Below are 18696 nucleotides of genomic sequence, written 5' to 3'. Positions count from 1 at the left end.
GGCCGTATCTGTTAGATAACGGGAGCGAAATTGCGTTGCACCTGTCCATCAAGGCCAAGCCGGCCATGTCGAGCCCCCTATGACCGCACAAAACGTTAAAGTCGTCGTCACCCGCAAACTTCCCGAGCTAGTCGAGGCCCGCATGCGCGAGCTGTTCGACGTGACGCTCAATGCTTCCGACGCACCGATGACGCGGGACCAGCTCGCGGCGGCGATGCGAACGGCGACCGTGCTCGTTCCTACCGTAACCGACCGGATTGACAAGACGCTTCTTTCATCGGCCGGCCCTCAATTGAAGCTGATCGCCAACTACGGCACCGGCGTCGATAACATAGACCTCGAAACGGCGCGCAATCGTGGCATCATCGTCACCAATACGCCGGGTATCCTTACCGAAGATACAGCGGACATGACGATGGCGCTGATCCTCTCGGTGCCGCGCCGCCTCGTGGAAGGCGCCGACTACCTGCAGGACGGCAAGGAGTGGCACGGCTGGTCGCCGACATGGATGCTTGGGCACCGCATCTGGGGCAAGAAGCTCGGCATTATCGGCATGGGCCGCATCGGCCGCGCCGTCGCGCGCCGCGCCAAGGCGTTCGGCCTGTCGATCAACTATCATAACCGCCGCCGCGTGCCGGGCGCAGTCGAGGCCGAACTCGGCGCGACCTATTGGGAAAGCCTCGATCAGATGCTCGCCCACATGGACATCATCTCGGTGAACTGCCCGCACACCCCCGCGACGTTCCATCTCTTGTCGGCGCGCCGCCTCAAGCTGCTTAAGCCGACGGCCTATATCGTCAACACCGCGCGTGGCGAAGTCATCGACGAGAACGCGCTGTCGCGCATGGTCGAGGCGGGCGAGGTCGCAGGCGCTGGCCTCGACGTGTTCGAGAACGAGCCGGCGATCAATCCTAAGCTTCTGCGCAATCCGAAGGTTGTGGTCCTGCCGCATCTCGGTTCGGCGACCATCGAAGGCCGCCTCGACATGGGCGAGAAGGTCATCATCAACATCCGCACGTTCCTCGACGGTCACAATCCGCCGGATCGCGTGCATGCGGCGATGTTCTGAGTTTTGTGCCTGCTCTGATCGGTTTGCGACGAAGCAAATTTTGATAAGTGGAGCTGACATGGTGCAACAGTCCGGAAATTTTCGGAGCGGCGCGTGAGGCTGTCTTGGATCGTCGCGGGCTCGATGCTCGTGTCAGGGGCGTTCGCGATGCCCGCGCGCGCTTTATCTTCTTCGGAAAACTGCTCCGCCAAGGCGGCGATATTGGTCATCGCGCTAAAGAATTCCTTCCATTGGCAGCTTTACGCGCAGGAAAAAGGCGAACCCGAGCCCACTGAAGCCGAGTTTCTGAAGAGTTGCGAGGAACTACCTTCATCCAGCACGCAGATCGCCGAAGCGCTTGAACAGACACTAACTTCTACCAACGTTTCGAAACGCGAGATCGCTTCCCTGACGGCTTTGCCGAAAAAGGTTCGCGACGCATTTGTCGTTGCTGAAGACCCGGAATTTTACCAACGGCAGCGAGCCGACTTCAGCGAATGCGTGGGTCGCCTGATCCTTTTCAGCAATATCGCCCTCGCTCGCGTGATGACGCGCGGCTCGATAGATGCCTCCGATTCAACCAAACTCTGTTATTCGAGATTTTCCAAAGCCTTGGCAAGAAATTTGATGTTAACCCAACTCGGGCGACAGTCGACGGTCAAGCGCGAATTGAAGGAGACGCTTTGGCAGGAGCGGCTGGAAGCGCTCCTCGACAAGGACACGCTCCTTGGCACTTTCCTGAACCACGCTTACCTCGGCCGAGGCGCTTTCGGAGTCGTGGAGGCGGCGCGTCGTCACTTCGACAAAAAGCCGTCAGAACTAGCGGTTGAGGAAGCAGCGTATCTTGCCGCGCTGGTGAAAGCGCCCACTTATTACAGCGACCCGAAGAATTCTCAAAAAGCGCAGGAACGTAGGAATTGGGTTCTGAGCGAGATGGCGGCGCGCGGCTTCATCCCAAATGGGGAAGCAGAAGCCGCTGCGGCGCGGCCATTGACCGTAGTCGAGCGACATGGCTTTCCACGCTCGTCGCGTTGACGGCGGCCGAACTGCCGCTTCCCAAAGCTAAAGAGGACGCGAAAAGCCCCATAAGAACGCGCCGCCTGCTCAGACGACGCGATCCTCGCGCTGGATGCCGGGCTCGCCGCCTCGCGCCACAGCTGTAGCCTTGAGCGTACCGTCCGGCGCAGTTGCTGCGGTGCCGCCCGCCATCTCCTCGATCAGCCCCCGCGCGATCTCACGCTCGCCCATCACCACGGCGTTCGCCCCGAGGCTCATCAGATGCTCAACCTCCGCATCGGAGTGGGCGCGAGCCACGATGCGCATTCCGGGATGCGTCGCGCGCGCCTGACTGACAACCTGTCCGGCCTCGAAGCCGTTCGGAATGGCGACGATAAGGTCGCTCGCGCCCTTGAGATTCGCGGCGGCGAGAATGTCCGAGCTGGCAGCGTTCCCGACGATAACTTCGATGCCTTCCGTACGAAGGCTCGCCAGGGGTTTTTCGCCGTCCTCGATAACGAGAAAGGGCTTGCCACTCTCCTTCAGCGCCTTGCCGACGAGACTACCCACGCGGCCGTAGCCCACGAGCACAGCGTGGTTCTTCAGTTTGGTCGGCGGCGGTGGGCCGTCGTCGCTCTCGGCCGGTTCCGCTTCCTTGGCCAGTGTTGATGTCCGCGGCGCGTCGGGCGCCGTCTCAGCGGGCGGTCGGCGACGTTCGAACCACGGCTTCAGACGATCCACTCCTGCAAAGACGAGCGGGTTCAGCACGATTGACAGCAGCGCGCCCGCGAGAATGAGGTCGCGCCCCTGCTTCGGCAAGACGCCGAGCTGGATGCCCAGGTCGGCGAGTATGAACGAAAATTCCCCTATTTGTGCGAGGCTCGCCGAAATCGTGAGTGCGGTGGCGATGGGATAACCGAAGGCGATCACGATCAGAAAAGCGCCGACCGATTTTCCGATCACGATGATGAAGAGCACGGCGAGGATTGGCAGCGGGTCGTTGACGAGGCTCGTGGGGTCGAAAAGCATGCCCACGGCGACGAAGAACAGCACCGAGAAGGCATCGCGCAACGGCAGCGTCTCCTGTGCCGCCCGCTGCGACAACTCGGACTCGCTCATGATCATGCCCGCGAAGAATGCGCCGAGCGCGAGCGAAACGCCGAACAGTTCCGATGCGCCGAACGCGACACCGAGCGCGATGGCAAGCACCGACAGGCGGAACAACTCACGCGAACCGGTATGCGCCATGCGGTGCAAGAGCCACGGGATTACGCGTCGCCCGACGATCAGCATCAGCGCAACGAAAGCGCCGACCTTCGCGAAAGTGACGAAGAGAATGCCGGTGAGTCCGAGGTCTAAGCCGAGATGCGTCGCCAGCGGGTCCGGTGCGCTGTTGCCCGTGGCGCCGATCAGCGGGCCGAGCGCCGGTAGCAGGACCAGCGCCAGCACCATGGCCAGATCCTCCACGATCAGCCATCCGACCGCGATGCGCCCGCGCTCCGTCTCGATGAGGCGACGCTCCTGCATCGCGCGCAGCAGAACGACCGTGCTCGCCACCGACAACGCAAGACCGAAGACGAGGCCAGCGCCGACCGGCCAACCCATCCCCAGCGCGAGGCCGAGGCCGAGGATCGTTGCGAGCGTGATCTGCACGATTGCGCCGGGTATGGCGATCTTTCGGACAGAGAGCAGATCCGATAGCGAGAAATGCAGCCCCACGCCGAACATGAGCAGAATGACGCCGAGTTCCGCAAGCTGCGGCGCGAGCGACTGATCCGCTACGAAGCCGGGCGTGTGCGGCCCCACGAGGATACCGGCGAGCAGATAGCCGACGAGCGGCGGCAGGCGAAGGCGGTTGGCAATAGCCCCGAAAATGAACGCGAACCCAAGGCCGCCAACAACGGTTGCAATGAGCGGCGTGTCATGAGGCATGCGGCTTTCGTTCCTCGCGTGTGGGGGCGTTCAGGTTGGGATGCTTATTCCGTAAATGGAATATGCCTGAGCGCTTTCGTCAACCATTTTGGGGCGACTGCGCTGTGTGGCCGAACGAAGCGCTTGAGACGCCAGATGTGTCTGCCGTCCCTTTTTTCGCACTTCTTGGGGTTGTAATAAAGCTTTCCTTCCCTCAATCGACGCGTTTCTTGTATCCACATTCGCATCGATACAACTGAGAGCCCCGATCGATTAGGCTGGCCTGATCTTCGCGAGCAGATCGTCGTCGATCCGAGCGGCGCGGATAGCGGCGGGGCGATCCTTGAGCCGGTCCCAGTAACGCTCGAACGCGGGGCGCGTTTCCATGGTGCCGTATCGGAGGCCCCATGCGACCTGCGACCCGACATAGACGTCGGCCGCGCTGAAAGTGTCGCCTGCGAGATAATCCGATGCGGACACGGCCTTCTCCAGCGTGTCCATCACGGAGGCGAAACTCCCGTAACCCAACATGCGGCTTTTTTCTTCGGACGCCTCGAAGCCACAGGCTTTGTTGGTGATGGCGGCTTCGAGTGGACCGGCGCCGAAAAACATCCAGCGATAATAGCGGCCGCGCTCGGCGCTTTGCGGCGTTGGCGCCAGCCCCGCTTTTGGAAAAGCATCCGCGAGGTATGCGCAGATCGCGGCGGTTTCGGTCACGACAGCGTCGCCGTGGCGAAGCGCTGGCACTTTTCCCATCGGGTTGATGTCGGAATAGGGCGGCGACTTCATTTGCGGACCGTATTCGACGATCTCAGTGCGGTATGGGTGCCCGACCTCTTCCAGCATCCAGCGGACGATGCGGCCGCGCGACATCGGGTTTGTGTAGAAAATAATCTCGCTTGCCATCCGGGTTCTCCGTGCGCGTTTCCTGTCTCAGCTCTAAAGCCGAATCGCGTCGGTCGGATGTCGCGCCGCGCCAAGGCACGCAAAGTTGAATGCCGTTTGGGATCGCGTTGCGTGCAGCGAGTTCGCCGCGCGGTTTCGGCACGGAGTAGCTATAGGGCCTGATAGGCATTGGGAGGAAAAAGAGAGACGAAGCCATTTTGGCTAGCGGGGGTGGGGGCCAATGCAGGTGGCCTCGTCTCTCAGGGGCAACTTTATTCGGGATCAACGTCCCTTGGTTGCGAGAACTCTAAACCAAACTCGTAAACCAAATCTTACGTCGGTCCACGGGGCGAAAGCGCTACGCATAACCGGCCACGCGCTTACTGATACTCAACAAACGCTACAGAACGCTGACGCTACCAAACGCACACTTGGACGCTTTACAGCCGACTCAACTCTCACAAGCGGCGCCAATTTCTGAGGGGGCCTGAACCGTCGCCGCCTTGTGATGTGATATTGATGCCTCAGCGGTTGGACGAAAATAAGGCCGGAAAACGAAATTTGCTTGACCTGTGCTTTTATGCACGCATTGCCTGCTTCGGCGCGAAAATGAGCGGGAACGAGGTGCACAGGCCGAAGACAGGCGTGGTTCAGCGGCGGGAAGCCCGCGCGCGGTCTCGGCGATCTGGGTCGCGTATTCAAACGGGGAATGTGATTGCTATGCGGAACGCGGCACGCCGACCATTTGATGCGGTGGATGCGCCGACTCTTCGCGCAAAAGCCCGTCAGGCCTTGGACGATTTCACGTTCACGCCCCAAGCGAAGGCGACGCGCGTCAATGAAACATCGCCGTAGCGCTCCGGCGTGGCCGCGACAATGGAGCCGCCGAGCCCGCCATAGAAGGCGCAGGCCGTCTCATTGTCCTTCAGCGCCCACACGACGAGCCGTTTCAGCCCCTCCCGCTTGAGCGCGTCCTTAACAGTGGCGAAAAGTCGCGTGCCGAGGCCGATGCCCTGAAAAGCGGGGTTCACGTAAAGCTCGAAGATTTCGCCAGCTTCCCACGGCCAGGTGCCCCGCGCCTTCCCCCATGTAGCATAGCCCTGCGGCACACCGTCGAACATGAGGAGCGTCACGTTAGCGCCGCGCTCAACCTGCTGCTGCCACCAGCGCGGACCACGTCTCGCAATCATGCGCTCAAGGTGCAGGTGCGGAATGATGCCCTGATAGGTCGAGCGCCACGCAGCGTCATGAATCGCCGCCACCGCATTAGCGTCTTTCGACGACGCCAGTCTGAAACTGATAAGGTTCGCGCCCATATGGATACTCTACATCCAACCTTTTCGGTTGGCGAGATCGTTCGCGTGCAACCTAACGCGCGGGTTTCATAAAAACGTCATCGCCTTCTTCGTCGGCTTTTCGCAGCAGTCGGGACAGGATTTGCGCGACGAGCTTGCCGTCTTCATCGCCGAGGCAACTCATGACAAGTCGATCGGCACGGCGCGCAATCGGCTTGATCGCGTCGAGAAGCTCGCGCCCATCCGCCGACAGGCTTACGGCATAGGTCCGCCCGTCGCGCATCGTGCGCTCGCGCTCGATGATCCCACGCTTCAGAAGGCGCTGCACCACATCGGCGAGCGTAGAGCGGTCGATGCCCGTCAGACGGACGAGATCGGTCTGGCTCAGGCCCTCATGCCGCGCCACGGTTGTAACCACAGCATATTGCCGCGCAGTCAGATCGAAATCCCGCGTTTCCTGCGCGAAGATCTCCGAAGCCCTCTGGCTGGCGCGGTGGAGAAGATGAATGATCGAGGAGTCGATGGCGGGGGCACGGCTTGCGGGGGTCTTCTTCCGCCGTCTGCCCGTTTGCCCCGCTCCTGATTTTGTGTCCAGCATTGTCATCCGGCACTCGGGTTAAGCTCTGAGCCTATCACGAGAAATGGATACGGCAACCGGAGGTTCCATACAGCGCACGGAAAGAATTCTCCGACGTCCCTAACTTTTGGCTTCGGAGGCTTCCGGCTCGGCCTCCGGTATCTGATAGCGCATGATCAGCGCGACCTGGGACAGCATGAAGACGAAGGTCAGCGGCATGATGCCGAACGACTTGAATGTGACCCACGTGTCGGTCGAGAAGTTGCGCCACATGACCTCGTTCAACACCGCGAGGACGGCGAAGAACCCGATCCACCGCAGGGTGAGAATGCGCCATCCCTCGTCCTCCATCTTGAAGACCTCACCGAGCGCGAGCTTCAGGAGCGGGCGGCGGAAGTAAAGCCCGGTGGCGAGGATGACCACGAACAGGCAGTTCACGATGGTCGGCTTGACCTTGATGAATGTGTCGTCGTGCAGCCAGATGGTGAGCGCGCCGAAGACCATGACGAACACGCCAGTGACCAGCGCGATGACGGGGATTCGCTTGAACAGCAGGCGGCTTGCGACGAGCGAAATCACGGTCGCGACCATGAACGCGCCCGTGGCGTAGAAAATACCCGCCCGGCCGTTCATGATGAAGAAAATCGCGAGCGGCCCGACATCCAGCAGAAGTTTCAGGATCGAGGTCTTGTCGACCGGATTCGCCGCCTCGGTCTTCGCCTTGATCGCCTCGGACTTCATCGCTTCCAAACCTGCCACTACTGAACCCTCCGACTTCAACTGACGCCCGCGATGGCGCGTGCAAAATCCTGCGCAGAGAAAGCTTGCAAATCGCTTGCGCTCTCGCCGACGCCGATGGCATGCACCGGCAGACCGTGCTTGGCTGCGATGGCGACGAGGATACCGCCGCGCGCCGTGCCGTCGAGCTTCGTCATGATAAGGCCCGTGACGCCTGCGGTCTTGCCGAAAATCTCGACCTGGGAAAGTGCGTTCTGCCCCGTCGTCGCGTCGAGCGTGAGAAGAACCGAATGCGGGGCTTCCGGGTCCACCTTGCGGATCACGCGGATGATTTTTTCAAGCTCGGCCATGAGCCCGGTCTTGTTCTGGAGGCGGCCCGCCGTGTCGATGATGAGAAGGTCGGCGCCCTCTTTCTTTGCACGGGTGAGCGCGTCGAAAGCGAGCCCAGCGGCGTCCGCACCTTGCGCGCCCGAGACGACAGGTGCGCCCGTGCGCTCGCCCCAAACCTTCAATTGCTCGATGGCCGCCGCGCGGAACGTGTCGCCCGCCGCGAGCATGACCTTCAGCCCCTGCTCGGTAAACTGCTTTGCATATTTGCCGATTGTCGTCGTCTTGCCGGTGCCGTTCACGCCGACCATGAGAACGACGTAGGGCTTCTTCGATGTGTCGATTTCGAGCGGCTGCGCGACCGGGCCGAGCACCTTCTCCACCTCGGCGGCGAGGATCGCGCGCACTTCTTCCGGCGAGATGTCGCTGTTGTAGCGCGCCTTCTTGAGCGCGCCGACCACGCGAGCCGAGACGGCGAGGCCGAGGTCCGACTGGATCAGCAGGTCTTCGAGTTCTTCAAGCGTGTCGTCGTCGAGCTTGCGCTTGGTGAAGACGCCGGTGATGCCTTCGGTGAGCTTCGACGAGGTCTTCGTCAGCCCGTGCTTGAGGCGCTGGAGCCAGCCGAGGCGCGGCTTTTCTTCGGGTGCGGGTGCGGCGGTTGGCGCAGGCTGCACCGGCGCGGGCAATGGCTCGGAAGGAGCCTGAAAGGCCTCGATGACCGCATCGCCTCGCGGCTCGTCCAGGATTTCGAAATCTTTCCAGCTTTCGGCGGCGACAGGCGCTTCGGCCAGAGCAACGGAATCATAATCCGCGTGTCGAACAGGCTCCGCCAGTGGCGTTTCAACCTCGACCGCCTCAGGTTCCGGCGCTGCGGGCTTCGGCTGTTCCTTCTTGCCGATGCCGAACATACGGACCGACCCGAACAGGCCGCGCTTATCTTCGCTCATGCCAGGCACTCCCCGATGAGGTGGCGCTTGTCGTGGCCGGTGGCGCGTGCGCGCACGATGCCGCCGCGTTCCGCGCCGCCTGCAATTTCAATTTCCGTAAAGCCGGGCGTCCGGCCGACGCGCTCGCGCTCCATCAGCACCTCGAACACCTTGCCCGTTTCACCCGCGAGATGCGTGCCGAGCCGCGTATCGGCCTTCCCGCGAAGCCGTGCGGCGCGTTCCCTCACAAGCGCGCGGTCGAGCTGCGGCATGCGTGCGGCGGCCGTCTTCGGGCGCGGCGAATAGGGGAACACGTGCATGAAGGACAGGCCGCATTCATCGGCGAGCCGTATCGTGTTCTCGAACATGGCTTCGTCCTCGGTCGGGAAGCCTGCGATGAGGTCCGCACCGAAAACCATGTCCGGGCGGATCTCGCGCATCTCGCGGCAGAAGCGGATGACGTCCTCGCGGGCGTGGCGGCGCTTCATGCGCTTCAAGATGAGGTTGTCGCCCGATTGCAGCGAGAGGTGAAGGTGCGGCATGAGCCGCTCTTCCTCGGCGAAGGCGTCGATGAGCGCGTCGTCCGCTTCGATAGTGTCAATGGAGGAGATGCGCAGGCGTGGCAGCTCCGGCACGAGGCGCAGCACGGTACGCACGAGGCGGCCGAGCTTCATTTCGCCGGGCAGATCCGCGCCATAGGAGGTGAGGTCAACGCCCGTCAGCACGACCTCGCGATAGCCGTCCTCTACGAGCGCGCGGATCTGGTGGACGACTTCGCCCGCAGGCACCGAGCGCGACGGCCCGCGCCCGAACGGAATCACGCAGAAGGTGCAGCGGTGGTCGCAGCCGTTCTGCACCTCGACATAGGCGCGCGCGCGGCTGCCGAATCCGGAGATCATATGCGGCGCGGTCTCGCGGACGCTCGCGATGTCGTTCACCCGCACGCGAGCGAGGTCGCCCGCCGCGAGGCTCAGAAACGTCGCGGCGCTCGTCTTCTCGCCGTTGCCGATGACGTGATCGGCTTCGTCCATGTCGGCGAAGGTTTCAGGCTCGATCTGCGCGGCGCAACCCGTGACGATGATCTTGGCGCCGGGCCGCTCGCGGCGAAGCTTGCGGATCGCCTGCCGCGCCTGCCGCACGGCCTCGCCCGTCACCGCGCAGGTGTTGACGATCACGGCGTCGGTCACGCCTGCGTCCTGCGCGTGCTTCTTCGCCACTTCGCTTTCGTAAGTGTTGAGGCGGCAGCCAAAGGTGATGACATCGACGGTCATGATTCGCGCGCCACCGTTACGCCGCCGCCGGACAGCGTCAGCGTGCCTTCAAACTCGTGCGCGACGGGGCCGGTCATGAGGATGTGGTCGTCGTCCGCGCGCCACTCGATGCCGATGACGCCGCCGGGCAGGCGGATTTCGACGGTGCGGCCCGTGCGACCAGTGCGCGCGGCGGAAACGGCGGTGGCGCAGGCGGCGGTGCCGCAGGCTTGCGTGATGCCCGCGCCGCGCTCCCATACGCGCAGCTTCACCGCGCTACCGTCGATCACTTCGGCGAGCGAAATGTTGGCGCGCTCGGGAAAGATCGGATCGTATTCCAGCGCACCACCGAACGTGGCGAGGTCGTAGGCGTCGACGTCGGCCACCCAGAAAATGGCGTGCGGGTTGCCGACATTGGCGACGCTCGGCCCTTCCAGTACGCGGCCATCGGGAAGCGTGATCGCGAGCGAGATAGCGCGGGTGTCCGGCTCCTCCTTCGCGAGCGGAATGTCGCGCCAGCCGAAATGCGGCGCGCCCATGTCCACCGTCACGAGGCCGTTGCCCGCGATGCGCGCGTCGAGCACGCCCGCCGCCGTCTCGATGGTGACGCGTTCGCGCCCGAGTTCCGCAGCCAACAGCGCGCCGACGCAGCGGCTCGCATTGCCGCATGCGCCGACCTCGGAGCCGTCCGCGTTCAGGATGCGCATGAACACATCCGCGCGGCTCGACGGCTCCAGCACGATCACCTGATCGCAGCCGACGCCCGTCTCGCGGTTGGCGATGCCGCTCGCTTCGTCGGCCGTCAGCCGGACGCCGTTCGCACGCGCGTCGAGCACGGCGAAGTCGTTGCCGAGGCCGTTCATCTTCTTGAATGATATGTGCGAGAAAGCCATCCGCACGCGCGCCTTTCAGGGAAATCGGTAGGCGTTATATAGACGGCGCGCAGGCGCTTTGCAAAGCAGGTTGTGGACTTGGCTTGACTCAGAGCGTCTGGTGCCGCGCGCGGGCGGCGCGCTCGATGGCCACGCACACGAGCTTGTCGAGGTGCAGCGCGTCGCGGATGATTTCGAGTAGGCGGATTTCCTCGTCGGGCACCTTGAGATCCGCAGCCGCGACCTCCACCGCCAAGGCATAGGCCGTCTCGTGGAGCTTCTTGGGCAGGGACGTCGATACGAGTTCGAGCAGATGCTCCAGCCCCTCGTCTTCGCTCAGCATGTTACCGCAGCGTTCGGCCGTTTTCGCGAGCGTGTTCTCATCGAAGCCGAGGAAAACGGGCAGATGCTTCACGATTTGCGCGATGCGGTCGAGCTCCCGGTCCGAGATCTGCCGATCCGCGGCGGACATCGTGATCATGACATAGATGAGAGCTTCAGTGGGCGTGATCTTCGGCATGGCGCGGGGTCCGTTGGTTAGAGCGCTTCCGTCCGTTTCAACGAAGCACTCTATCTTGTTCCTATATCGCAATTCCCAATGGAAAACTGGCTCCCACTTCCTGGAAATGCTTTAACCGCTCAGATCTAGGTTGCCGCGCGAGGCGGCGCAAGCCGTGATCGTACGAGACTCGAGCCGCTTCTCCAACAGCCGATGTGCGCGCCTACGCAAACGCAAATCGGGGGCGAAACCGCCCCCGACCCGCCCCTCAACTTTTTGCTGTCAGCGAGCGCCGGTCGGCAGCGCGACGAAGACCTGCGTCGCACCGCGCTGAACGAGCGTCAGCGCGTGATACTTGCCGATGGCGCGGGCGTTGCGAAGCGCCGCCTCCAGCGCGTCGGGCGTGAACAGATCCGAGCCGTTCGCCGCGAGGATCACGTCGCCCTGCACGAGGCCGACATCGGCGGCTTTGCCGTCCGGGCGGATTTCCACGATAGCGAGGCCGGGTGCGCCGCGGGGGCCGCTCACCATGGGCGCGACGGAGATGCCGAGGCCGCCGATTTCCGATTGCAGCGCGGGGCCGCTCCGGCCGCTGGGCAGCTTCGATTCATCCTTCAGTTCCGTCAGCTTGACGGCAAGGGCTTCGCGCCTGCCGTTGCGGAAGATCGCGAGGCGGACGGCGGTCTGCGGCGGAATGGAAGCGATCCGGCGCGCGAGATCGCGGCTGTCCTTCACATCGCCTTCGTTGATCTTGAGCACGACATCGCCGCGCAGCAGGCCGCCCTTGTCGGCCGGGCTGCCCTGCATGAGCGAGGTCACGAGCGCGCCTTGCGGGTCGCGGAGGCCGAGGCTGTCGGCGAGTTCCGGCGTCACGGGCTGCACCTCGACGCCGAGCCAGCCGCGCGTCACGCGGCCTTTTTCCTTCAACTGCGCGACGATGGTTTCAACGGTCCTGGCGGGCACGGCGAACGCAATACCGACCGAACCGCCGGATGGCGAGAAGATGGCTGTGTTGACGCCGATCACCTCGCCCGACTGATTGAAGGTCGGGCCGCCGGAGTTGCCCTGGTTCACCGAAGCGTCGATCTGGATGAAGTTGTCATAGGCGCCCATGCCGATGTCGCGGCCGCGCGCCGATACGATGCCTGCCGTGACCGTGCCTTCGAGGCCGAACGGATTACCGAGCGCGATAACCCATTCGCCGACCTTGACGTCGCCTTTGCTGAACTTGATCGCCGGGAAATTGCGCCCTTCCACCTTCAGAAGTGCGAGGTCGGTGCCTGCATCGGTGCCGATGATCTTGGCGGGCAATACGCGGCCTTCGGTCGTCAGCACCTCAACCTTCATCGCGCCTTCCACGACGTGGTTGTTCGTGACGATGTAGCCGTCCTGCGAGATGAAAAAGCCGGAGCCCTGTCCGAGCACGGGCGCGCCAGGCGTTCCGCCCTTCTTGTCCTTGCCCTTTGGGTCGGGGGGCATGAGACCTTTCGGCCCCGCGAAGAAGCGTTCAAGCGGCGTGCCGCTGAAAGGATTGTCCTTGTTGCCATCGGGAGAGCGCTCATCGGCCCCACCGTCCTGCGAGGCGATAAGGCGCGGGTCGGCCTTCACGCGCACCGATACGACGGACGGCGAAACGCGTTCCGCGAGCGCCGTAAAGCTCGGCAGATGGCTCGTCGTCTCGCTTTGCGGTGCAACATCCGGCGCAGCTTGCAACTGGTAGGCTCCAGCACCCGCGATCACGCAGAAGGCAACCGCGGAGGCGCCGACAAGATTGCGACTGACCAGCGACAGGGGCGAGCGACGCGATATCTTCTTGATCGGAGCTTGGTCTTTGGCAGGCATATTCGGCATGAACTTTCCGTGTCTTGAAGAATTAACGCGGGCAGCGAAGGCTCCGCTGCCGCCTAGTTCAAGATGAAAGCTAAGGTAGAGAATTTGTTTAAGGAATACTAATGTTGCCCTATGGTAAACTTATAAAATTTTTATCAAATGCCTTGGTTATTTCATAAACGATGAGATAAAGCCCCACGCCGCTCTTGAGTGATCCGCAATCGCATTGTCGAAATTACGGCAGCGGGTAAATTTGATGGGAATTTTATTGGTTGCAAACATCGTTTCCTGAAGGCGAGCATCGCCATGTTGCGGCGATACAGGCGCATTAATGCCCTGTTATTGCTCCGATCAGGATCGAACTTGACGGGTGTCTCCACCGTTACCTTATCAAATGAGAGTCTTTAAAGTGGAGGAAGCCACATGAACAAGTCTATCGTCGCGGGCGTGATGGCGCTCGCGCTTCTCGGACCGTCGTCCGTCTATGCGCAGCGGGCCGATGCTGACGACAACGGCGCGCAAAGCCCGCAGGCGCAGCCGCAACCGCGCCAGACCGAGCAGAAGAAGTTCCGATTCGGCCGGGACGACATGAAAGCTTTTGCGGATGCGCGCATCGCGGGCCTGAAAGCGGGGCTGAAGCTCACGCAGGATCAGGAAAAGAACTGGCCGCCCGTCGAGCAGGCTTTGCGCGATATCATGCAGAAGCGCATGGATCAGCGGCTTGCCAAGCGCGATCGGCAGAAGCCCGAAGATGCAATTCAGGCAATCAAGGAGCGCGCGGAGCAGCTTGAGGAGCGGGGCGGGTCGCTGAAGAAGCTCGCGGACGCCGCCGAGCCGCTTTACCAGTCGTTGAACGAAGCGCAGAAGCGCAGGCTCGTCGCGATGCTGAAGGCGGGAGACGAGGGGCTTGGCCGCGTTGCGAAACGCCGCGGCGGTGGTCGCGGATAACGGCCACCGGTCATTGACAGAGGGCGACGCGTCGCCCTCTCGACCCTCAATCCTTTTCGCGCGGATTATCGAGCGGCTGAAGCCGGATCGGCTTGCCGCTGTCCACCTTCGCCGCCGCCGTCACGATATCGCCGGCCTTGATGATAAGGTCGCGAACCGCAGCGACGCTCTCGCCCACTTGCACCCAGCCGTCCAACTCGTTCATAAAGATGTCGGAGCCGCCGTGAGCGCCCTTGCGCACGCGCTGGATATCCTCCACGCAGATCAGCGTGAGGTTGCCATTGGTGTCGTGAAGTTCGATGAACATAGACCTTTGATCCTCCCGAGAAGGGATAACGGCGCGCTTGTCCGGATCGCTCCCGCCAGACACTTATATCACCGGGACGAGAAAGCGGACGCACTAATTTAGGAAACCTTTCAGCGCGTACCAGCCCGAAAGCTGCGAGCGGCGATCCGCCACGGCGCTGCGTTCTCAAGATGAACGTGCCGCGCGCCCGTCCTTCACTTGCGAAGCCAAGTCGATTTTCGAACGCCGCGAGGGGGCGCAAAGCATTCCTCGGGCGTGGCGCGATAATTTAGAACAAATCTAATTCGAGAAGATAAATATTGCACGCGTGTCTGCCGCGCATTACAGGAGGATGATACGCGCCTTCTTTATTTCGCGCTGGTGCGCTTGAGATCTGCGGCACGCGTCTGGTATATCAGGGCGATGCGCGGGTTCATGCGCGTCCGGCTCAGGAGCATCGCATGCTGGCCGCCGCCATAATCGTTTTCAGGGAAGTCATCGAAGCCGGGCTTATCGTCGGGATCGTGCTCGCGGCGACCAAGGGCGTGCCTTCGCGCGGCTGGTTCGTGGCGGGCGGCATCAGCGCGGGGCTTATTGGCGCGGCGCTCCTCGCGATCTTCGCGGGCAGCCTGTCGGAGGCGCTCGACGGCGAAGGGCAGAAGGTCTTCAACGCGGGCGTGCTCGCGCTCGCGGTGGTGATGTTGACCTGGCATAATGTCTGGATGGCGAGCCACGGCAAGCAGATGGCGGCCGAGCTTTCGGCTGCGGGTGCCGCCGTCGCGGAGGGAGCCAAGTCGCTGACGGCGCTTGCCATCGTGGTCGCCGTCGCGGTGCTGCGCGAAGGCGCGGAAGTCGTCCTGTTCCTCTACGGCAACGCCATCGCGTCGCGCGAAAGCGGCTCCATGATGCTCGCTGGCGGCATGCTCGGGCTTGGCGGCGGCATCGCGCTCACCGCCTTGACCTACGCCGGTCTTGTCCGCATCCCGACGCGTTATCTCTTCTCCGTGACGGGCGTCCTGATTGCGCTGCTCGCGGCCGGCATGGCGTCGCAATGCGTCAGAATCCTTCAGGACGCGGACATCGTGTCGGTCTGGGTGGACACGGCGTGGAATACGTCGGGCTTCCTCTCAACGAACACGCTGTTCGGTGTGATGATGCAAACGCTCGTCGGCTATGATGACCGTCCGTCGTGGCTTCAGGTCGCGGCCTATCTCGCGACGCTGTTCGGGATCTTCGGGATGATGCGGCTCAGCCATATCCAGCACGCAAAGCGCCGGGGCGCGCATCGACCGAATATCTCACCCGCCGAGCGCCATGGGGTGCGAGGCTAGCGCGGCTTTCCCCAAGCTCCTTACGACAGCGCCTTGTGCTCGGTCGCGGCGACCAGCTCGCTGGGGGAGGCGTTCGTCTTAAGCAACGCGCGCATTTTGCAGGCGTCCACGTCCCAATATTCCGCTGCTGTTATTTCAACCGAAAGCAGCGCGATGCGGGGGTCTTCCGGGCCTTCCGGAAACCAGCGCTGAGCCTGCCCCGTCCACAGCTCGCGGATTCTGGCCTCGTCCCGGAGTGTGCGCGCGAGGCCGGAAACCGATACGAAGATCTGGTTCGCGGGGTCGCTATAGCTGACGTTCACCTGGCAATCCTTCCGGATCTCCTCGACTTTCGGTGAATCCCGGCTCGTAAAAAACCACAGACAGCCATCTTCCGCGCGCTGCGTCGCCATGGGCCGCGACCGCATGTGACCGGCTTCGTCGGCTGTCGTCAGCATGCCGACCTCGATGGCGTCTATCATTGTGACGAGCTTCGCGAACCCTTGCTGATGCGTATCCACCCTTCTCTCCTTCCGCTTCGTCGGACCGCGAGATGGAAACGCCGTTTCGCGTTCCGCCTTTTGCTCGCGCCTTTTGGGAATTCAACAAGGTGGCCCGTCCGCCGTTCCGACTCGGCGCGATTCATGAATTCACGGCCTTAAGCTGTGCATCAATGCGTCGACGGCCTATGCGGCATGCTTGGCGAAAGATAAAAGTTTCATAAAACACGTGTCGCGTTTTTCGTGTGAGTGGTCAAATCGATGGATGACAAGGCGTTTCACAATCTCTGGGAGCGAGTGCTCCTTTCCACGTTGTACTCGCTTGGCATCCTGGGGCTTGTCGGCTTTTCGGTGTGGCTCGCGTGGAGTTCATTGAGCGACAAGAAGAGCCTGGTGCCCGCGTCGGTGCGGTCCTATGTGGCCACGTCCGATGGCGCTACTCTTGATCGCGACGCGGTCAAGGAAAACTTCCGCCGCCTCCTGTTCTCGGGCGCGAAGCCATGCGCCGTCAGGGAAAAGAAAATCTCCGACATTTCCGCGTGCAGCGTGTTCGGCATCCAGCTCGGCGACAGCTTTTCGTTCGTGAAGCGCACGGTCGACGGGTCGGGTTTCTTCACCGAGCCCGCGACGCTCCATGAAACCTGCCGCAACGGGCGAAAGCAATGCCAGCAACGCCTCCACATAAGCAACGGCAACTTCACACTCAGTGTCGAGTTCGAGCCTGAGGACGTGAACCCGGAAGACCACACGACCGCCTCGAAAATCACCGCGATCCTTTCGCCGAAAGATAACCCCTATGCGACTGCCCAGAGCCTGAAGCCAGCCTTCGTGTCCCTTTTTGGAAGGCCCGACAGGTCGGAGGAAGGCAAGGACTACTGGGGCGGGCCATCCGCAGACACGATTCAGCTTTACGGTTCCGATGAGAAACTCTGGGTCGTCTTCCAGAAGCACACGAGGGGCGGATAGCGTCGGGCGCGGCGCAGCCAGACGCTTCAAAATTGTGGCGAGAGCCGTCCCGCGAGTTGAGGGAAGCGTTCGAGCGCCGGGAGCGTGAAGGCGTCGGCGGAGCTTATATTGACCGAACCGCCTCATGTTTCTTTTGCACGCCAGCCGCGCGCCGAGGCGACCTCGACCTTTGGGGCCTCTTGGCTCCGTCGCCGCCCCCCTCGCGTCAGCCTCGCAGCCGGTCGAGCGCGACATCCAGCAACGCAGGATCGCCAACAGCGATGCAGCGCCCTGCCGCCTGCGGCTCGCCGCCGTCCCAAGTCTTCACCGCACCACCCGCCTTTTCAACGATGGGGATCAGCGCAACGATGTCGAACGGCTTCAGGCACGCCTCCGCCACGATGTCGATCTGGCCAAGCGCGAGCATGCCGTAGGCGTAACAGTCACCGCCGAAGCGGCGCATGCGCACGGAACCGGCGAGCCGATCGAAATGCGTAGCATCCTCGCCCTCGAACATATCCGGGGTGGTCGCCGTCAGCAAAGCGTCGCCGAGGCTCGCGCATGTCCTCGTCCTGCAACGCCTGAGGCCGTTCGGTCCGCGGTACCACGCGGCCTGCTCGTCGCTCCAGAAACGCTCACCGATGAAGGGCTGGTCCATGACGCCAAGGACCGGCTTCCCCTGATAGAGAACGCCGATCAACGTGCCCCAGATCGGCAGACCGGTGATATAGGAGCGCGTGCCGTCGATGGGATCGAGGCTCCAGACATAGTCCGCGCCCTCGTTCACCGGTGCGAACTCTTCGCCGGCGATGCCATGATCCGGGAAATCGCGCCGGATAATCGCGCGCATAGCCTCTTCCGCACCCCGGTCGGCTACGGTCACGGGATCGAAAGACGAGCCACCCTTGTGATCCGCGTTTGTTCCAGTGCGAAAGTGAGACAAAGTGACGCTGCTCGCCGCGTTTGCGAGCTTGTGGGCTGTTTCGAGCAGCGATTCAAAGGCTATCGGCACGTCAGACACTCCCCGTTTGTCGACATAGTGCGTGGAATCGTATGCAACTTGACAGATATTTCGTACAGGCCGCATTGACGAAAAGATTGTTGCCGAAACCGCCTCGGCGGTGCACACCACAACTCGCTCTTGTGTTTTGTGCGTTGCAATGCGATATTACTGCGGTGCGATATGCGTTCATTACGCGTGTCGCTGCCCTCCTTGGGCGTTTCCTCCCTAGACTTGGGGCCGTTCAATCTTTTGGATGGCCTCTTTTTTTTGCCCTCGTCCAAGGCCGGTTCGCGCGAGACCGCAATCACATCACTCGGCGGCGACCTTATAGCCTCCGCTCCAGCGCGGCAACTCCTGCACCAGCGTGGACACGACGTGCGACATGTCGCGCTGGAGGCTCATGAACGCGGGCGTCTTTTCGAAGGTTTCCTCGTTCATGTAGATGCTGCGGTCGACCTCGATCTGGAGCGCGTGGATGCCGTGTCGCGGCTTGCCGAAATGCTCGGTGATGTAGCCGCCCGCGTAAGGCTTGTTGAGGCCGACGCGATAG

General features: G+C 62.4%; 19 protein-coding genes. 5 read left to right on the top strand and 14 right to left on the bottom strand.

Features of this window, described 5'->3' with window-relative positions; translation table 11 throughout:
- Positions 1-79 precede the first annotated feature (79 nt).
- Both T281_RS04910 and T281_RS04905 read left to right on the top strand, forming a co-directional pair.
- Positions 80-1069 (top strand): 2-hydroxyacid dehydrogenase, encoded by a 990-nt coding sequence (locus T281_RS04910; protein WP_013419867.1) that lies wholly within the window; start codon positions 80-82, stop codon positions 1067-1069.
- A 147-nt stretch (positions 1070-1216) separates the two neighbouring features.
- Positions 1217-2083 (top strand): transglycosylase domain-containing protein, encoded by an 867-nt coding sequence (locus T281_RS04905; protein ID WP_162173114.1) that lies wholly within the window; start codon positions 1217-1219, stop codon positions 2081-2083.
- A gap of 69 nt (positions 2084-2152) precedes the next feature.
- Here the strand turns inward: T281_RS04905 and ybaL are convergent, their stop codons facing one another.
- From ybaL to T281_RS04855, 10 genes are all read right to left on the bottom strand, one after another.
- Positions 2153-3976, bottom strand: coding sequence for a YbaL family putative K(+) efflux transporter (ybaL, locus tag T281_RS04900; RefSeq protein ID WP_037235088.1), 1824 nt, complete (start codon positions 3974-3976; stop codon positions 2153-2155).
- Positions 3977-4228: 252 nt separating this feature from the next.
- Positions 4229-4861, bottom strand: coding sequence for a glutathione S-transferase family protein (locus T281_RS04895; RefSeq protein WP_037235086.1), 633 nt, complete (start codon positions 4859-4861; stop codon positions 4229-4231).
- 764 nt (positions 4862-5625) lie between these two features.
- On the bottom strand, positions 5626-6156 hold the full coding sequence (locus T281_RS04890; protein WP_037235084.1) for a GNAT family N-acetyltransferase: 531 nt from the start codon (positions 6154-6156) through the stop codon (positions 5626-5628).
- A 52-nt stretch (positions 6157-6208) separates the two neighbouring features.
- Positions 6209-6733 (bottom strand): MarR family winged helix-turn-helix transcriptional regulator, encoded by a 525-nt coding sequence (locus T281_RS04885; RefSeq protein WP_037235157.1) that lies wholly within the window; start codon positions 6731-6733, stop codon positions 6209-6211.
- A 99-nt stretch (positions 6734-6832) separates the two neighbouring features.
- Complete coding sequence (locus T281_RS04880; RefSeq protein WP_052037060.1) at positions 6833-7453, bottom strand: septation protein A; 621 nt, start codon at positions 7451-7453, stop codon at positions 6833-6835.
- A 35-nt stretch (positions 7454-7488) separates the two neighbouring features.
- Positions 7489-8724 (bottom strand): signal recognition particle-docking protein FtsY, encoded by a 1236-nt coding sequence (gene ftsY / locus T281_RS04875; RefSeq protein WP_037235081.1) that lies wholly within the window; start codon positions 8722-8724, stop codon positions 7489-7491.
- Positions 8721-9974 carry a tRNA (N(6)-L-threonylcarbamoyladenosine(37)-C(2))-methylthiotransferase MtaB gene (mtaB, locus tag T281_RS04870; protein WP_037235078.1) on the bottom strand — a complete coding sequence of 418 codons (1254 nt, stop codon included), beginning with the start codon at positions 9972-9974 and terminating at the stop codon, positions 8721-8723. Before mtaB ends, ftsY begins: the two co-directional genes overlap by 4 nt.
- Positions 9971-10846, bottom strand: coding sequence for a diaminopimelate epimerase (gene dapF, locus T281_RS04865; protein WP_037235069.1), 876 nt, complete (start codon positions 10844-10846; stop codon positions 9971-9973). The genes mtaB and dapF overlap by 4 nt, the downstream gene beginning before the upstream one ends.
- Before the next feature lie 88 nt (positions 10847-10934).
- Positions 10935-11345 (bottom strand): tellurite resistance TerB family protein, encoded by a 411-nt coding sequence (locus T281_RS04860; RefSeq protein WP_037235068.1) that lies wholly within the window; start codon positions 11343-11345, stop codon positions 10935-10937.
- Positions 11346-11606: 261 nt separating this feature from the next.
- Complete coding sequence (locus T281_RS04855) at positions 11607-13175, bottom strand: trypsin-like peptidase domain-containing protein (RefSeq protein ID WP_052037058.1); 1569 nt, start codon at positions 13173-13175, stop codon at positions 11607-11609.
- Between the two features lie 402 nt (positions 13176-13577).
- Here T281_RS04855 and T281_RS04850 point away from each other — a divergent pair, with 402 nt between their 5' ends.
- Positions 13578-14102, top strand: a complete 525-nt coding sequence (locus T281_RS04850) for a Spy/CpxP family protein refolding chaperone (protein ID WP_052037055.1) — start codon at positions 13578-13580, stop codon at positions 14100-14102.
- A 46-nt stretch (positions 14103-14148) separates the two neighbouring features.
- Here T281_RS04850 and T281_RS04845 read toward each other — a convergent pair whose 3' ends face one another.
- Positions 14149-14409, bottom strand: coding sequence for a hypothetical protein (locus tag T281_RS04845; RefSeq protein WP_037235067.1), 261 nt, complete (start codon positions 14407-14409; stop codon positions 14149-14151).
- A gap of 440 nt (positions 14410-14849) precedes the next feature.
- On the opposite strand from T281_RS04845, the gene T281_RS04840 reads away from it, so the two are divergent.
- Positions 14850-15719 carry an FTR1 family iron permease gene (locus T281_RS04840; protein ID WP_037235066.1) on the top strand — a complete coding sequence of 290 codons (870 nt, stop codon included), beginning with the start codon at positions 14850-14852 and terminating at the stop codon, positions 15717-15719.
- A gap of 20 nt (positions 15720-15739) precedes the next feature.
- On the opposite strand, the gene T281_RS04835 is transcribed toward T281_RS04840, so the two are convergent.
- Positions 15740-16219, bottom strand: coding sequence for a pyridoxamine 5'-phosphate oxidase family protein (locus tag T281_RS04835; RefSeq protein ID WP_037235065.1), 480 nt, complete (start codon positions 16217-16219; stop codon positions 15740-15742).
- 240 nt (positions 16220-16459) lie between these two features.
- Between T281_RS04835 and T281_RS04830 the strand changes: the two genes are divergently transcribed.
- On the top strand, positions 16460-17164 hold the full coding sequence (locus tag T281_RS04830; RefSeq protein WP_037235064.1) for a hypothetical protein: 705 nt from the start codon (positions 16460-16462) through the stop codon (positions 17162-17164).
- Between the two features lie 205 nt (positions 17165-17369).
- On the opposite strand, the gene hisN is transcribed toward T281_RS04830, so the two are convergent.
- On the bottom strand, positions 17370-18155 hold the full coding sequence (gene hisN, locus T281_RS04825; protein ID WP_052037053.1) for a histidinol-phosphatase: 786 nt from the start codon (positions 18153-18155) through the stop codon (positions 17370-17372).
- A gap of 300 nt (positions 18156-18455) precedes the next feature.
- Positions 18456-18696: N-formylglutamate amidohydrolase (locus tag T281_RS04820; protein ID WP_037235063.1), on the bottom strand; the 241-nt coding region annotated here is incomplete at its 5' end.

It is taken from the genome of Rhodomicrobium udaipurense JA643 (assembly GCF_000636015.1).
GTDB classification, from domain to species: domain Bacteria; phylum Pseudomonadota; class Alphaproteobacteria; order Rhizobiales; family Rhodomicrobiaceae; genus Rhodomicrobium; species Rhodomicrobium udaipurense.
Note: the sequence above shows the minus strand (reverse complement) of the source record. Positions and strands in the feature narration are given on the sequence as shown.

What these genes read in the sequence shown, in the direction of transcription:
- T281_RS04885 (WP_037235157.1), bottom strand. Translation starts at nt 6,733, where the DNA reads ATGCTGGACACAAAATCAGGAGCGGGGCAAACGGGCAGACGGCGGAAG.
- T281_RS04830 (WP_037235064.1), top strand. Translation starts at nt 16,460, where the DNA reads ATGGATGACAAGGCGTTTCACAATCTCTGGGAGCGAGTGCTCCTTTCC.
- ftsY (WP_037235081.1), bottom strand. Translation starts at nt 8,724, where the DNA reads ATGAGCGAAGATAAGCGCGGCCTGTTCGGGTCGGTCCGTATGTTCGGC.
- T281_RS04855 (WP_052037058.1), bottom strand. Translation starts at nt 13,175, where the DNA reads ATGCCGAATATGCCTGCCAAAGACCAAGCTCCGATCAAGAAGATATCG.
- T281_RS04840 (WP_037235066.1), top strand. Translation starts at nt 14,850, where the DNA reads ATGCTGGCCGCCGCCATAATCGTTTTCAGGGAAGTCATCGAAGCCGGG.
- T281_RS04890 (WP_037235084.1), bottom strand. Translation starts at nt 6,156, where the DNA reads ATGGGCGCGAACCTTATCAGTTTCAGACTGGCGTCGTCGAAAGACGCT.
- dapF (WP_037235069.1), bottom strand. Translation starts at nt 10,846, where the DNA reads ATGGCTTTCTCGCACATATCATTCAAGAAGATGAACGGCCTCGGCAAC.
- T281_RS04880 (WP_052037060.1), bottom strand. Translation starts at nt 7,453, where the DNA reads ATGAAGTCCGAGGCGATCAAGGCGAAGACCGAGGCGGCGAATCCGGTC.
- ybaL (WP_037235088.1), bottom strand. Translation starts at nt 3,976, where the DNA reads ATGCCTCATGACACGCCGCTCATTGCAACCGTTGTTGGCGGCCTTGGG.
- T281_RS04860 (WP_037235068.1), bottom strand. Translation starts at nt 11,345, where the DNA reads ATGCCGAAGATCACGCCCACTGAAGCTCTCATCTATGTCATGATCACG.
- T281_RS04850 (WP_052037055.1), top strand. Translation starts at nt 13,578, where the DNA reads ATGAACAAGTCTATCGTCGCGGGCGTGATGGCGCTCGCGCTTCTCGGA.
- T281_RS04845 (WP_037235067.1), bottom strand. Translation starts at nt 14,409, where the DNA reads ATGTTCATCGAACTTCACGACACCAATGGCAACCTCACGCTGATCTGC.
- T281_RS04905 (WP_162173114.1), top strand. Translation starts at nt 1,217, where the DNA reads ATGCCCGCGCGCGCTTTATCTTCTTCGGAAAACTGCTCCGCCAAGGCG.
- mtaB (WP_037235078.1), bottom strand. Translation starts at nt 9,974, where the DNA reads ATGACCGTCGATGTCATCACCTTTGGCTGCCGCCTCAACACTTACGAA.
- T281_RS04895 (WP_037235086.1), bottom strand. Translation starts at nt 4,861, where the DNA reads ATGGCAAGCGAGATTATTTTCTACACAAACCCGATGTCGCGCGGCCGC.
- T281_RS04910 (WP_013419867.1), top strand. Translation starts at nt 80, where the DNA reads ATGACCGCACAAAACGTTAAAGTCGTCGTCACCCGCAAACTTCCCGAG.